Below are 13,434 nucleotides of genomic sequence, written 5' to 3'. Positions count from 1 at the left end.
TGAAATATTCCCGCGTGCCGCTCTTTCCCGATGCGAACGGACAGCGCCCGCCCGCCGATCTCGGCGACGAGCAGGGCCAGCTCGTGCGCTGGACATTCGATCTCGACAGCAATTCGGACAGCTATACGGAAGAAGCGCTTACCGATCTGGGTGGCGAGTTTCCGCGGCTCGACGAGCGGTTCGCCGGACTTAACTATCGTCACGGCTATTATGGCGCGCAGAAACGGGGAGACGAGCCGGGGGCGTCGTTCGACACGCTGGTGCATATCGATCTCAAAACCGGCAAGCGGCAGGAATGGGAACCGGGCGCGGGCAAATTCGTGCATGAACCGGTCTTCGTGCCGCGCGCGGCCGATGCGTCGGAGGGCGAAGGCTTCATCACCTCGCTCGTTTATGACGGGGAACGCAATCTCAGCGATTTCGTAGTGCTGGACGCAGAGAACATGTCTTCCGGCCCGCTCGCGCGCGTCGAGCTGCCGACGCGCGTGCCCTTCGGGTTCCACGGGAACTGGCTGGACGGATAAGGCGGTCGGCACAACAGGTCGGACCGTCGGTTCGGTGCAGATCGTTCCGGCGTTCATGCTGAGGGCGCGCCGTCATGATCGGCTCGCATTCCGTCAAAGGTGCTTTTTTCTCCGGCGAGGCTGCATATCTACATTGCAGGGCGTTTGACAGCTTGTCTTACGCTTGGCGCCGGAGGAGAAAGCGAAGTGACAAATGTTCTTGTTCTCGGGGCGACGGGTTTCATCGGCTCGGCCGTCACGCGTGAGCTGATCGCGCATGGCCATCGGGTGACGGCGCTCAGCCGTTCCTCTGCGTCCGATGAGAAGCTGAAGGCGCTTGGCGCGGCGCCCCTCAGAGGCGATCTGCGCAATCCCGAGATGTGGTGCACCGTTATCGGTGAGTGCGATGCCGTCGTGCAGGCCGCCGCAACATTTTCCGACGACATGGGCGATGTCGATGAAGGGGTGTTGTCGGCAATCGAAGCTACGCTCGACGGCCGGCGAGAGCGGCTCAGGGTGGTCTATACCGGAGGCTGCTGGCTCTACGGCAAGACCGGCGACGAAGTTGCAGATGAGAACAGTCGCTTCAACCCCATTCGATCTTTTGCATGGATGGTGGGGAACGCCCGCAGGCTTGTCGAAAGCGAGCCAATTTCCGCTGCGATCATCCATCCGGGAATGGTCTATGACGCCGATGGGGGAGTGTTCGAAGACTATATCGACGCTGCCAAAAACGGGCGTCCGGTCGAGGTCTGGGGGGATTACGACACAAGATGGCCACTTGTCCATCGGGACGATCTCGCTTGCGCCTACAGGCTTCTTGTCGAAGCGCCCGAGGCGGAAGGACATTTCAATGCTTCGGCGGAATCCGGTGTCAGGACCGGCGAGATCGCTGCCGATATTGCCCGTCATTTCGGTCGGGGAAGCGAGGTCGAGATTGTTTCCGTTGATGAGGTCGTCGGCAGATATGGCGATTGGGCAGAGGGCCCAACACTGGATCAGCAGATGTCTTCAAACAGGCTGCGCGACGAACTGAACTGGCGGCCGAAGCATGGGAGCTACAAAGGGTCGGATGTGTTCCGATAGAGCTGCCGTCCGCATCGGTGCATGGATGATCGGCTGTCCTGCGCCGTGCCTGGTCAGAACAACGGTTCGTTGTAGATCGTCTTGCCGTCCATGCTGAGGGACTTGATGGCGGCTTCGCCGTTATCGGCCAGTGCGACATCGACCGTGAGTTCCGCGCGGTTGCGGGCATGTTCGATGTCGCGACCCGATCCCTCCGGCACGAAATAGCTTTCGATGCCGTATTTGATTTGCGCCGTGCCGCAGAGCGGGCAGGGGACCTCACGCGGTTTCTTGCGCTCGGGCGTCAGTCGCGGGCTGCGCTTGTCGATGCGGGTGATCCGTCCACGTATGATGTGGTTACCCTCGGCGGGCTCCATCATCCTGGTGTCGAGGGCGACGGGGCGCCATTTTCCGGCCGTGTTTTTACTCAGTTCCACATAGACCGTGTCGCCTTTGGCCAGATCGCTTGTGCCTTTGTAGGCGGTGAGGGCAATGTTGGAGATGGCGTAGCGCAGCACCACATAGTCGCCGCGAAAGATGTCTCGTGGGTCTACCGGCTCGGTTTCCAGCGTTACCACATTGCCGGAGCTGAGCAGGCTGACGCGGTCGGCAATCATCCAGCCCAGAAAGGCGAGCTGGACACCCGCAAAAACCCATTGATTACGGCTTCATCGGGCGCGACGTGACGGCATCGACCGCTTTGGCGCGCGGATCATGGCCATTTCGGCCGGTTCTGGTCTGTTTGGCGTGGCGATTTCGTTTTTTTCGCCGAATCCCGGACAGACTCATGCCGTGACGCGCCGGCGTTCATGGAAGATCAGCCGGTCGAAGTTGTAGGCCAGGTTCGCCAGGGTCAGTTTCGCCTCGGCGCGGGCAAGGCCGATGGTGCGGATGAACAGCCCGAACCTGTTCTTCTGGTGAGCGAAGACGTGCTCGACATGGGCGCGGATCGAGGACTTTACCGCATTGGCCCGCGCCGTCGCCTTCGGCATCGGCTTGCCCTTGGGCTTCCTGCGATGGATCCGACTGGTCAGCATCCTGTCGCCAAGCCACTTCTCGTTGCTGCGGGATCTGTAGGCGCTGTCGGCCCAGACCTCGGAACCGGTATTGTCGGTGCTGACGACCTGTTTGAGGAGCCGTCCGTCCGCCGTCGATGCCGAGGTCACCGCCATCGACCGGATGAAGCCGTAACGCCTGTCGATGCTGATGTGGGACTTGTAGCCGAACACCGGCAGGGCAATCATCGGCAGTGGTGTTCCGTCCTCCCGATACCTGACCTTGCCGCCGATCTTGAGCGTCCAGCGGGCGTCGGTGTCCTTCTGGGCCGCCTTGTTCTTCTCGTCCGGCCAGATCTCTTTGGCACTCTTGCCCGACTTGATCGCCTGCTGCTCGCCCTCGGTGTTGCGCTGCCTGGGAGCCGGCACCAGGGAAGCATCGACGATCTGCCCCGACATCGGGATGTAGCCCTTCTTCTGGAGTTGCCAATCGAAGGCCTTCATCACTCGCTTCAGCGTCCCCGTCTCGGTCATGCGGTTGCGGAAATGGCGGATCGTGTTCTCGTCGGGCGTTCGCTCCCCGAGCGACAGCCCGAGGAACCGCATCCAACTCAGCCGGTCCCGGATCATGAACTCCATGCGCGCGTCGCTGAGAGTGTGCTGGGCCTGAAGAATGAGCGCCTTGAACATCATCACCGGATCAAACGGCGGTCTTCCGCCTTTTGACCCGTCGCCATATCCCAGCCCCTCGACCAGCCAACCCCGGAAATACTCGAAATCCACCGTCTCCTGCAAAACCTCGAGCGGATCGCCCTCCTTGCTCAGAGCCTCAAGATGATCGTTCAGGCTGAACAGTGACTGTGGATCCATGACCGCCCTCCATGATGCTTCGCCGTCAGTGAATCATCCCCTGCCGACCGCGCCAAGGGTTTTTGCGGGTGTCCAGCTGGCCTGCGAGCAGCACACCGAGCCCGATGGCGAAGCGTCTGCTGCCCGTCATGGCGCGGCTCCTTCCTCGTTGCCGACCGCTTTCACCATGCGGCGGCGCAGCCTTTCGAAGAAGAGGCTGCCCGCGATCAGCAGCAGGCCCCCGATGAGGAAGAAGGCGGCTGTGTCGAGCATGGTGCCCAGCGTGGCGAAATAGAGGTAGAGGACTTCGGCTGCGAAAGCCGCGAAGCCGCCATTGATGAGGAAGCGGCTGTGCCGGGCCGTTCCGTAGGAGACGAGCCAGACGGAAAGGGCGAGAAAGATCGCCGAATAGAGCCATTCGATGGCCGGGCCCATCGCGTGCATCAGCAGCGGGTAAGCGAGCGCGGCAATCGACATGCCGCCGATGGCGAAGGCGTGGCGTGCTTCCAGCCGGCGCTGGGTCAGCGCGGAAATGCCGATGGCCAAAACGGCAAGCGCCATGACAATCGCGGCCCCGATCCAGAGAGTGTTTATCGGACCGGCTTCATTGGCGGGGATCACATGCAGAATCCAGAAAACGGTGAAGGCGACCACGATGCCGTAATCTTCCGCGACATCGGCAAAGCGGGGAAGGCGGGCCTGGAGGGCGAGCGCGGCGAGCCAGAGGCCAATGGCATCCACCACCACGAGCGCGGCAATGGCTCCCGGGCCGACGCCCATCCAGTTGCCGATGGCATAGGCGTTGAAGGCGAGCCATGCATAGCCGGTAACGATCCAGAGGTGGAAACCGGTGACCCAGGAAAAGCGGAGGATCAGTGCCAGCGCGAAAATCCAGGGCAGGAAGAAGCCGATATGGGGAACGTCCTGATGGAGCGAGAGCGCAAAGCCCGACCAGACGATGGCAAGCAGCATGCCCAGTGCCAGCGCGGGGCGCGAGGGCAGGATGGCGGCGGCGGCCAGCGCGGCAATGCACCAGGCGAGGACGCCGCCGGGATCGTCCGTCTGGATATGATAGATCTGGGCGATCAGCATGATGGCCGCGCCGAAGAGGCACAGCCCCGTCAGAAGGGCGGCCTGGGCGAAGGCGGGGTGCCCGCGCCGGTCCGTCTGCCAGGCGATGCCATAGGCGGCGACAAGCCCCGTTCCGATCAGGGCGAGCCTGGTCAGCTTGGAAAGCTCCGCCCAGTTCGCGGCCACGAAGCTCATGGCGGCAAAACCGATCAGCACGGCGCCGAGGATGGCGAGGATGGCAGGGGTGCGCCGCGTGTCAGGCGTGCGGGAGGCGTCCTCCAGGATTGCTTCGGCGTTGGCGGGCGTCACCCATCCGCGTTCGATCCAGAGATCGATATCGCGTTTGAGCCTTTGCAGGTAAGAGCGCTGCCACATCTGGAATTGGGCCTCTGAGGGTTGCCCGAACCGAACGGGATGATGTTGAGGGGATTATTCGGGTCGCGCCCCGGCAGTGTCAAAACAACCTTTCGAAAGGTTGGGTAGAACGGGAATCTTACCATTCTGTAATATACATCTTGCCTGGTGCGGCGCGATGCCGCATCATGATTTGGAGGGATGCTGTCTGCGGTATCCGGTGTTTTGGGAGGAATGCCGGATACAGCCCGCTACGGGGCAGTAACACGGGCCGGGATCAAAGGTCTCAAGCCCGCGAGGACGGAGGAGTTGCCATGAATGTTGCCTCAATCCTGAAGGAAAAAGGCTCCGAAGTGTCGACGGTCGGGCCGGACAAGCCCGTCGCAGAGGTCGCACGCGAACTCACCGAGCGCCGCATCGGCGCCGTGCTCGTGACAGAGGGAGAGCGTGTGCTCGGCATTCTTTCCGAGCGCGATATCGTCAAGGCGGTTGCGCGGGAAGGCAAGGAGGCGCTGGAGCGCCCGGCCCGCGATGTGATGACCTCCCGGGTCATCACCTGCAGCCTGTCGGATACGGCAGAGCAGCTGATGGACGCCATGACGATGGGCCGTTTCCGCCATCTGCCGGTTATCGAGGATGAACGGCTGGTCGGCATCATCTCCATCGGCGATGTGGTGAAGCATCGCATTGCCGAGACGGTGATGGAGAAGGAAGCGCTGCAGCTTTACATCGCCAACGGCTAGGTTTTCCTACCGGGCCATTTCGATCGATTCGCGGATCAGGGGGAGGGCCTCTTCGGCGGCTTGCTCGCCGCGCGCGATCAGCTCGTCCGCATGGTCGAAATCCAGCAGGCTCAGATGCGCCACGCGCGGCGCGATCATGATGTCGGGCGGATCGCTTGCCATGCGCATGCGGCCCACGCGGTCCGTCACGATATTGAGCGAGGCGAGCATGACGGAGGCGATGCCGGGCTCGCGCGGGCTTTCGCGGCCAACCACCTTTTTCATCAGCTCCATCTCTTCATTGTTCTTGCGGCTCCAGCCGAACAACATGTCGTAAATGCGCTCCGACATGCTGTCGGGTTCGCCTTCGCCATTGCGGCGCAGGCCTTTGGCGCGTTCCTCTTCCTCCAGTTCCTCTTCCAGTTCCTCCAGGAGCTGGTCGTCGGATCGCGCTTCCTCCGGCGAGCGGTAATAGGGCTCGGGCTGGCGGCCCACATGGCGCGCACGGCCGGAGGGGTCGAAGGGATCGTTATTGAGGTTTACCGCGATCACGACATGGGCTCCGAGCGCGCGGGCGACCGAGACGGGCACAGGGTTCACAAGTGCACCGTCGATGAGCCAGCGGCCGTCTACCGAGACAGGCGAAAAGACGCCGGGGAGCGCGTAGGAAGCGCGGATCGAATCGATAAGCCCGCCTTCATGCAGCCATAGCTCGTGGCCGGTGGTGAGCTCGGTCGCCACGCCTACGAAGCGGCGCTCCATATCCTCGATGTTCAGGTCGGCGAGATGGGTGTGCATGATTTCGCGCAGCTTCGCATCGCCGATGAGGCCGGATGAGCGGAAGCGGAAATCGAGCAGGCTCAGCATGCGCCGCCTTGTGAGTGAGCGGGCGAACTCCTCCAGCACGTCGAGCTTGCCCGCCGCCTCGCAGCCGCCGACCAGCGCGCCGATGGAGGTACCGGAAATGATGTCGGGCTCGATGCCGGCCTTGCGCAGCGTGCGCAGGACGCCGATATGCGTCCAGCCACGCGCGACACCGGCGCCCAGTGCTATGCCGACTACGGGGCGGCGTTTGGGGGGAAGGGGGACCTGTTTCATCGGGGGGCGCTCACTCGGGGACAATACTCATCATCCTCCCTATGTGTGCATTGCGGCAAAAAATAGCCACCATCTGGAAGCTTACGTGGATCTAAAGTTTCTCCGCGCCGGTGGGTTCGAGCGTGAGCGGCTTGCCCGCCGCGCCTTTCAGCGGCACCCGGCGGTAAAAGCAGGAGCGGTAGCCGACATGGCAGCAGCCGCCATCGCCGCCTACATTCACCTTGAGCTGGAGCGTGTCCTGGTCGCAATCGGTGAGCATTTCGACGACCATCTGGATCTGGCCGCTCGTGTCGCCCTTGTGCCATAGCTCGCCGCGCGACCGGCTCCAGTACCAGGCCTCGCCGGTTTCGATGGTTTTGCTCAGGGCTTCCTCGTTCATATAGGCGACCATGAGGATGTCGCCCGTTTCCGCGTCGGTGGTGACGACGGTGATGAGGCCGTCCGCGTCGAATTTCGGCGAGAAGCCCGAGCCTTCTTCCAGCTCGGCCTTGTCCCCTCGCGGACTGAAATAGGTATCGCTCATTTCGTGCTCCGGAAATGAAAGGCCCCGCCATTCAATGAAGGGCGGGGCCTGATGTCAAAGTGGGGACTTATTGTCCCGGATCAGTATCCGCGGATCATCTGCATGAAGCGTGCTTCCATGCGGGGGTCTTCGCGGAAGACGCCGGTGAATTGCGAGGTGATGGTCGCAACTTCGGGCTTCTTCACGCCGCGCGTGGTCATGCATTGATGCTTCGCCTCGATCAGGATGGCGACGCCCTGCGGCTCCAGCGCCTGATTGATGCAATCGGCGACCTGCGCCGTCATGGTTTCCTGCGTCTGGAGGCGCTTGCCGAAAATCTCGATCACGCGGGCGAGCTTGGAAATGCCCACCACTTTGCGCGTCGGGACATAGGCGACATGGGCGCGGCCCAGGATCGGCACCATGTGGTGTTCGCAATGGGATTCGATGTCGATATCCCGGAGCATCACCATGTCATGGTAGCCCTCGACCTCCTCGAAGGTGCGGCCCAGTTCCTTGTAAGGGTCTTCCTGATAGCCGGCGAAAAACTCTTCATAGGCGCGGGTCACGCGACCGGGCGTGTCCAGCAGGCCCTCGCGGTCGGGGTTGTCGCCCGCCCATGCGATGAGGGTTCGTACAGCGGCTTCGGCTTCTTCGCGGCTCGGCTTCTGGATCACCTTGTTACGCTCTTCTTCTTTGTGGGCCCGAAGCCCATCAACCGGATTCATGTCCATTTCGACCAATCTCTTTTAGGGGTTTCCCGACCGATGCCCGCCGCTTTTGCGCCGGGCGCCTGCCGGTTCAAGTCATAGGCAGCTCCGGCTAATCCATTGCCGTATCTACCTATTTTGCCCATCAAGCACGGGTCTTATGCCATGCCGTAGTTGATGTGACACCGTCTAAAGGATGCATATAGCTTTGCGAAAACTGGCTATCAAGTTTTGCAGGTTTCTTACTGGGCGCAAAGTGGCGGCCTGACGGAGGGCCGGCCCGCTTCTTTAGACGCGGGAAACCGCCGTTTGGATCGCCGGTATCGCGGCCTTGCGGGGGGAAAACCCTTCCTTTAACAACGGCACAGAAGGGCGGAGCAAGATGAGGCCTCCCGCCCGGTGGAGCACTTCATGAATTCTGACAAAAGCGGCTATACGCTCACCCTGCACAACTCGCTGACCCGCAAGAAGGAGGTCTTCGAGCCGCTCGATCCGCAGCGGGTGACGATGTATGTCTGCGGCCCCACCGTCTACAACTACGCCCATATCGGCAATGCGCGGCCGGCCGTGGTGTTCGACGTGCTGGCGCGGCTGCTGCGCCGCCTCTACCCGCATCTCGTCTATGCCCGCAACATCACCGATATCGAGGACAAGATCATCAAGGCGGCGGCGGAGCAGGGCGTGCCCATTTCCGCCGTGACGCAGAAATATGCCGATATCTACCGCAACGACATGGGGACGCTCGGCGTGCTGCCGCCCGATATCGAGCCGCTGGCAACGGAGACCATTGACGGCATGATCTCGATGATCGCCCGCCTTATCGAAAGCGGGAATGCCTATGAGGCGGAGGGGCATGTGCTCTTCAACGTGCCGAGCGATGCCGAGTATGGCGCGCTGTCGGGCCGCGACCGCGACGACATGGTGGCGGGCGCCCGGGTGGAGGTCGCGCCCTACAAGAAGGATCCGGCCGACTTCGTGCTCTGGAAGCCGTCAATGGACGATCAGCCCGGCTGGGACAGCCCCTGGGGCCGTGGGCGACCCGGCTGGCATATCGAATGCTCGGCCATGATCGAGAAGCATCTGGGCGAAACCATCGACATTCATGGCGGCGGTATCGACCTTCAGTTCCCGCATCACGAGAACGAGCTGGCGCAGAGCACATGCGCGCATGGCGGCAAGACCTTTGCGCGCTTCTGGCTCCACAATGGTTTCGTGAACATCGAGAAGGAGAAGATGTCGAAATCGATCGGCAATGTCCTTCTCGTGCACGACCTCATCAAGGAAGCGCCGGGGGAGTCGATCCGTCTTGCGCTGTTGAACGGGCACTATCGCCAGCCGCTGGACTGGACGGCCGAGGGCCTAGCGCAGGCGCGGCGGATGCTGGACCGGCTATACGGGGCGCTGCGCGGACTTGCCGATGTGAAGGCGGAGCGGGGCGCGAATGATGGCGTGCCGCATGCCTTCATGGAGGCGCTGTGCGACGACCTCAACACGCCGAAGGCCCTTGCAGTGCTTTTCGATCTGGCCTCGCGGGCCAATAGCGAGACCGATCCCGGTACGCGGGCGCAGCTCAAGAGCGAGCTGATCGGGGCGGGTGCCGTGATCGGCCTTCTCCAGATGGACCCGGAAGAATGGTTTGCAGGGGCGGGCCTCGGACCCAATATAGAGGCTGAGGAAATCGAGAAGCTGATCGTCGCCCGCAATGCGGCGCGCAAGGAAAAGAATTTCGCCGAGGCCGATCGCATTCGCGACGAGCTGGCGGAAAACGGGATCCAGATCGAGGATGGGCCGCAGGGCACGAGCTGGCGGGTCGCCGGCTGAGGTTTTAGACGCATGCTGAACGACATCTACAACAAGCGCATTCTGGAACTCGCGGCGGATATTCCGCTCTGCGAGCGCCTCGACGCGCCGGATGCGTCCTCGACGCAGGTGTCGAAGCTGTGCGGTTCCAAGGTGACGGTGGATGTGAAGATGGAGGGCGACAAGGTGGTCGCCTATGGCGCCGACGTAAAGGCCTGCGCGCTGGGCCAGGCCTCATCCTCCATCATGGCGCTCCATGTGATCGGCTCCACCGCGCAGGAACTGCATGAAGTCGGCGCCGCCATGCGCGCCATGCTGAAGCAGGGCGGCGAGCCGCCGCGCGAGATTTATGGCGGCAAGTGGAAGGACCTCGAAGTGCTCGAGCCCGTACGCGACTACAAGGCCCGCCACGCCTCCACGCTGCTGGTCTTCGACGCGGTGGAAGACGCCGTGGACAAGGCGATGGCCGCGGCGGAGAAGGTTTGAAAAGCTTTCCTATCGACTCATGATCATGGCCCGGCTGCGTCTATTCGTGCGGCCGGGAGCCAGCGTAGGTCTCGAGAAGATCGAAAATCGATTCTGGTTTCGATGAGAGGTAGGTCTTGTCCGTTTGGTCCGGAGGAATCCTGCTGAGTACCCAGCGTTCGATATTCTCGACCAGCAGGTTCCACTCCTGATATGGGACGCGGGCTGTAAAAAACTGGGCTGAGATCCGAAGGTTTTTGGCTATCGGAATAAAGGCGACGCACCACTTGGTGGTGTCCCCTTTCACGTCCGACATGGGGTTGGACACTATGCGGCATCGAAACGCCGCCGGGCGTCCGAACAGTCCCGGTTTTTCCGTGACATACCATTGCTTCCGAGATGCGCCTTCTGCTTTCTCCTTTGCCAGCAGGAGATTCTGAGCTTCTGCAACCGGTTCCAGCCTGCCGCCCGACGCAAGGGCCAACTCGATATTGTGAAGAAGGTAGGCATCGGATTCATCGATGCTTTGATCGATGGAAATATAACCGAGGCGATAAAGGAGGTCGTTGTGTTTGAACGTCGGGTGAGGCCGTAGGTGAGCGGAAGATACGATGAATGGCGCTTCGCTTGTCCCTTGGCAGTAATCCGTAATTGCGCCGGGTGCGCGATCAGGAGCCTGCTTCCCGCGAAGGTCGATATTGCGGGGAGACGGGAAGTGAAATTTAACTCCGGCAATCGAAATGCGGAGGGACTCTGCTCTGGCGCAGGTTTCTTCTTTCAAAGCTGGCGGGCCCAGGACAAAAAGGAAGAGGCTCACAGCGCCCACGCCCAAAATGCCGCCCGCCCATTTTAGGCCTGTATCGATCGTGGCTATCTCCTGTCAAAGGTCCCTAGTCGGACAAAACATGGAAGGGCCGGGTGAAGCTTCGGAAGCATTGATGATCTTCCAGATTTGGTTCGATGTTCGAATGGCAATTGGACAGAATGCCGGGAGCTTTATTTCAGCAATCTCGTTGAAACCATGCAGTAGCTTCCAATTTCTATGAGAAGCCCTGTGACAGGATCAAAAGCAGGTCCAGAAGAAGTTTTGAGTTTGTCGGCTATCAGTCTTCCGTTCACCCGAAGCGATGGCAAGGGGGGCAGGTGGAATCCAAAATGCCGATTAAGCTGTGAACCGCACCCCCAGTCCGACTTCATGTAGGGAACTCGGTCTACTCGTTCGAGGTTTAGCCACCACGGAACCGTTGCGGTAGACACCTCGACCACATTCCCAACGAAACTTGCAGATACTTTCTTCCAATCCTCAAAAAAAGGGAGGCCGTCAAAGTCGAGATTTTCATAGTGCCCGCGAATGGTTTCGTGGATATCGGCTGACGGTGTCTTACGGCTCCCGAGAACTTTTGAGATCTGTTCGACCTTCGACCACTCTTCCCTTGGCAAAAGGGATGCGAACAATCCAACCCACTTTTTTGTTCCACTGATGGGAGCAAATGGTCGGATGTCGTCATTCTCGGGCCATTCCAGCCATCCAACTTCCTTCGTCGGGTCTGTGGGGTCCGCCTTGGTCGGTTCCCGGTACCTGATTGATTGGATCTTTATCCTCGCGTCCGGCTCTTCGAGATATTGCGGCAGGATGGGATAACCGATGACCTGCGGATCATCGGCGTCGTCTAGGAGGTAGATATGGAAGTCGCGGAATGCATTAATCGTCAGCTCGTGCCAGCGGTCCTTTTCTCCGTAGAGAATGCCGAACCTCTGACAAATGGTGCCGGGCATGATCACCAAGCCGCGCCCGTCGGACAGACGCTTGGCAAGCACTCCGCGGCTCGGTCGAAATCCCGTTCTAAAGTTTACTGCCAGCGGACCGTGTGGCTCGTAGTGATAACGGCAGCGCGTGACGGACCTCATTTCGACGGGTTCCCCGTCCAGGGTGAGGTCGATTTTTACCTCCATGTAGCGGACATGGGGCACGACCGAATACCAGATCCACTTGTGGTATCCGAAGATGAACATGCCGAAGAGGATCAGGCCCAGAACGGCCAGTCCAATTCCGGCGCCACCCCATCTGAAAATTCTCCCGAGCATCCGAATGCCCTTTCACTCCGCAAAATAGAGAGTTCACTTAAGGGAAGGCTGCGCTGATTTGATTAAGGTTCGGCCAACAAATCCAAAACTGTAGATCAAAGCAGGAATGATGCTGGCCGCCCCGCGGGAGCGGTTTCGTAACCCCTTCTCAACCATAAGTGGCTAGGCTATATCCAATGCATCGGCGGGCGGATTGGCCCGCGAAACGGATGAGCGGATACGTGTTGCAGAACGCGCAAATCATCGGTTTGAGGAGTGGGACTGGCTCGCAGCCCGATACCCTCACTAGCACCGGCCCGGCGGACTGACCCCGGGCCCGGCCGCTCCTGCGCGCCTGATCTCCGTCCGGGCGGCTTCATTTTCCTGATTTTTCGTCGTTTTCCCAAGATTTCACGGGGCTTCCGGCCTCACTCCGTCCGTGCGGAGCGCCGGTTGTGCCCCCCGGAAATTAGGGCTAACAAGGTCCCGTTCTGCCCGGTTTTTGCGGGCGAATCGGGATTGGATGCCAAAGCACGCAAGAGTGGCGCATGACAGCCGACCGCCCGGTTGGAAAAGCTGTTTCCTTCGCGATGCGGGGCATGATCCGGGCCTACAGCCTGATCGTGTCGCCGCTTCTGGGGTCGAATTGCCGGCATTTGCCGACCTGCTCGGCCTATACCGCGGAGGCGATCGACCGCTTCGGGCCCTGGCGCGGCTTCTGGCTGGGCTTGTCGCGCATCCTGCGGTGCAGGCCCGGCGGCAGCCATGGTTTCGATCCGGTGCCGCTGGCGCTGGAGCCGGAGCCTTTCTGGGCCCCCTGGCGCTATGGCATCTGGACGGAGCGCGCGATGAAGAAAAAGGCCGCCGAGACCATGAAGGCGCATGAGGCGGAAAAAGACGCTGCACGGACTGTTTGAGAAACGACCCGCATGACGGGCATGAGAGACGATAATGATTGCACTGAAAATGCCGGACGGCTCGGTCCGTGAAATCGAAAAACCGGTGGACGGCTTCGCCTTTGCCGAAAGTATCTCCAAGTCGCTGGCCAAGAAGGCGGTTGCGCTGAAGATCGACGGCGAGATGAAAGACCTCTCCACGACCATCGATCATGATTGCGCCATCGAAGTGGTGGTGCGCGAGAGCGACGACGGCGTGGATCTGCTGCGCCATGACGCCTCGCATGTGATGGCGGAGGCCGTGCAGGAGCTTTTCCCCGGCACGCAGGTCACCATCGGC

General features: G+C 61.0%; 15 protein-coding genes. 7 read left to right on the top strand and 8 right to left on the bottom strand.

Annotation, left to right across the window (positions count from 1 at the left end; translation table 11 throughout):
• The coding region (locus CMI59_RS04180) for a carotenoid oxygenase family protein (RefSeq protein ID WP_293325162.1) at positions 1–524 on the top strand (524 nt) is incomplete at its 5' end.
• Between the two features lie 99 nt (positions 525–623).
• On the top strand, positions 624–1,589 hold the full coding sequence (locus tag CMI59_RS04175) for an NAD-dependent epimerase/dehydratase family protein (protein ID WP_293325160.1): 966 nt from the start codon (positions 624–626) through the stop codon (positions 1,587–1,589).
• 53 nt (positions 1,590–1,642) lie between these two features.
• Here CMI59_RS04175 and CMI59_RS04170 read toward each other — a convergent pair whose 3' ends face one another.
• From CMI59_RS04170 to CMI59_RS04160, 3 genes are all read right to left on the bottom strand, one after another.
• The gene (locus CMI59_RS04170) at positions 1,643–2,194 is read right to left on the bottom strand and encodes a GDYXXLXY domain-containing protein (protein WP_293325167.1); all 552 of its coding nucleotides are present in this window, start codon (positions 2,192–2,194) and stop codon (positions 1,643–1,645) included.
• Positions 2,195–2,353: 159 nt separating this feature from the next.
• Positions 2,354–3,433: an IS5 family transposase gene (locus tag CMI59_RS04165; RefSeq protein WP_293325157.1), complete on the bottom strand. Its 1,080-nt coding sequence runs from the start codon at positions 3,431–3,433 to the stop codon at positions 2,354–2,356.
• A gap of 126 nt (positions 3,434–3,559) precedes the next feature.
• Positions 3,560–4,858, bottom strand: coding sequence for a DUF2157 domain-containing protein (locus CMI59_RS04160; RefSeq protein WP_293325155.1), 1,299 nt, complete (start codon positions 4,856–4,858; stop codon positions 3,560–3,562).
• Between the two features lie 293 nt (positions 4,859–5,151).
• On the opposite strand from CMI59_RS04160, the gene CMI59_RS04155 reads away from it, so the two are divergent.
• On the top strand, positions 5,152–5,580 hold the full coding sequence (locus CMI59_RS04155) for a CBS domain-containing protein (protein WP_293325153.1): 429 nt from the start codon (positions 5,152–5,154) through the stop codon (positions 5,578–5,580).
• 6 nt (positions 5,581–5,586) lie between these two features.
• On the opposite strand, the gene CMI59_RS04150 is transcribed toward CMI59_RS04155, so the two are convergent.
• The 3 genes from CMI59_RS04150 to folE all read right to left on the bottom strand — a co-directional run bounded on the left by CMI59_RS04150 (position 5,587) and on the right by folE (position 7,887).
• Entirely contained in the window at positions 5,587–6,657 is a 1,071-nt protein-coding gene (locus CMI59_RS04150) for a patatin-like phospholipase family protein (RefSeq protein ID WP_293325151.1), read from the bottom strand.
• Between the two features lie 91 nt (positions 6,658–6,748).
• On the bottom strand, positions 6,749–7,180 hold the full coding sequence (gene hisI / locus CMI59_RS04145; protein ID WP_293325149.1) for a phosphoribosyl-AMP cyclohydrolase: 432 nt from the start codon (positions 7,178–7,180) through the stop codon (positions 6,749–6,751).
• Positions 7,181–7,260: 80 nt separating this feature from the next.
• Positions 7,261–7,887 (bottom strand): GTP cyclohydrolase I FolE, encoded by a 627-nt coding sequence (folE, locus tag CMI59_RS04140; protein ID WP_167089973.1) that lies wholly within the window; start codon positions 7,885–7,887, stop codon positions 7,261–7,263.
• A 393-nt stretch (positions 7,888–8,280) separates the two neighbouring features.
• On the opposite strand from folE, the gene cysS reads away from it, so the two are divergent.
• Both cysS and CMI59_RS04130 read left to right on the top strand, forming a co-directional pair.
• Positions 8,281–9,690: a cysteine--tRNA ligase gene (gene cysS, locus CMI59_RS04135; protein ID WP_293325146.1), complete on the top strand. Its 1,410-nt coding sequence runs from the start codon at positions 8,281–8,283 to the stop codon at positions 9,688–9,690.
• Positions 9,691–9,702: 12 nt separating this feature from the next.
• Positions 9,703–10,155 (top strand): iron-sulfur cluster assembly scaffold protein, encoded by a 453-nt coding sequence (locus CMI59_RS04130; protein WP_293325144.1) that lies wholly within the window; start codon positions 9,703–9,705, stop codon positions 10,153–10,155.
• A gap of 40 nt (positions 10,156–10,195) precedes the next feature.
• On the opposite strand, the gene CMI59_RS04125 is transcribed toward CMI59_RS04130, so the two are convergent.
• Both CMI59_RS04125 and CMI59_RS04120 read right to left on the bottom strand, forming a co-directional pair.
• A complete protein-coding gene (locus CMI59_RS04125; RefSeq protein WP_293325141.1) occupies positions 10,196–10,951 on the bottom strand; it encodes a hypothetical protein in 756 nt (251 codons plus the stop codon).
• Positions 10,952–11,130: 179 nt separating this feature from the next.
• Positions 11,131–12,219, bottom strand: coding sequence for a hypothetical protein (locus tag CMI59_RS04120; protein ID WP_293325139.1), 1,089 nt, complete (start codon positions 12,217–12,219; stop codon positions 11,131–11,133).
• A 527-nt stretch (positions 12,220–12,746) separates the two neighbouring features.
• Between CMI59_RS04120 and yidD the strand changes: the two genes are divergently transcribed.
• Together yidD and CMI59_RS04110 are read left to right on the top strand one after the other, a co-directional pair.
• On the top strand, positions 12,747–13,115 hold the full coding sequence (gene yidD / locus CMI59_RS04115) for a membrane protein insertion efficiency factor YidD (RefSeq protein ID WP_293325136.1): 369 nt from the start codon (positions 12,747–12,749) through the stop codon (positions 13,113–13,115).
• A gap of 34 nt (positions 13,116–13,149) precedes the next feature.
• A partial coding sequence (locus CMI59_RS04110; protein WP_293325133.1) for a TGS domain-containing protein occupies positions 13,150–13,434 on the top strand: 285 nt, incomplete at its 3' end.

It is taken from the genome of Parvibaculum sp. (assembly GCF_002684405.1).
Classification (GTDB): domain Bacteria; phylum Pseudomonadota; class Alphaproteobacteria; order Parvibaculales; family Parvibaculaceae; genus Parvibaculum.
The sequence above is the reverse complement of the archived record's forward strand: the minus strand, read 5'-3'. Positions and strand labels throughout refer to the sequence as shown.

Excerpts from the sequence above, each read along its gene's own strand:
- CMI59_RS04165 (WP_293325157.1), bottom strand. The coding sequence starts at position 3,433 with ATGGATCCACAGTCACTGTTCAGCCTGAACGATCATCTTGAGGCTCTG.
- CMI59_RS04160 (WP_293325155.1), bottom strand. The coding sequence starts at position 4,858 with ATGTGGCAGCGCTCTTACCTGCAAAGGCTCAAACGCGATATCGATCTC.
- CMI59_RS04155 (WP_293325153.1), top strand. The coding sequence starts at position 5,152 with ATGAATGTTGCCTCAATCCTGAAGGAAAAAGGCTCCGAAGTGTCGACG.
- CMI59_RS04150 (WP_293325151.1), bottom strand. The coding sequence starts at position 6,657 with ATGAAACAGGTCCCCCTTCCCCCCAAACGCCGCCCCGTAGTCGGCATA.
- hisI (WP_293325149.1), bottom strand. The coding sequence starts at position 7,180 with ATGAGCGATACCTATTTCAGTCCGCGAGGGGACAAGGCCGAGCTGGAA.
- folE (WP_167089973.1), bottom strand. The coding sequence starts at position 7,887 with ATGAATCCGGTTGATGGGCTTCGGGCCCACAAAGAAGAAGAGCGTAAC.
- cysS (WP_293325146.1), top strand. The coding sequence starts at position 8,281 with ATGAATTCTGACAAAAGCGGCTATACGCTCACCCTGCACAACTCGCTG.
- CMI59_RS04130 (WP_293325144.1), top strand. The coding sequence starts at position 9,703 with ATGCTGAACGACATCTACAACAAGCGCATTCTGGAACTCGCGGCGGAT.
- CMI59_RS04120 (WP_293325139.1), bottom strand. The coding sequence starts at position 12,219 with ATGCTCGGGAGAATTTTCAGATGGGGTGGCGCCGGAATTGGACTGGCC.
- yidD (WP_293325136.1), top strand. The coding sequence starts at position 12,747 with ATGACAGCCGACCGCCCGGTTGGAAAAGCTGTTTCCTTCGCGATGCGG.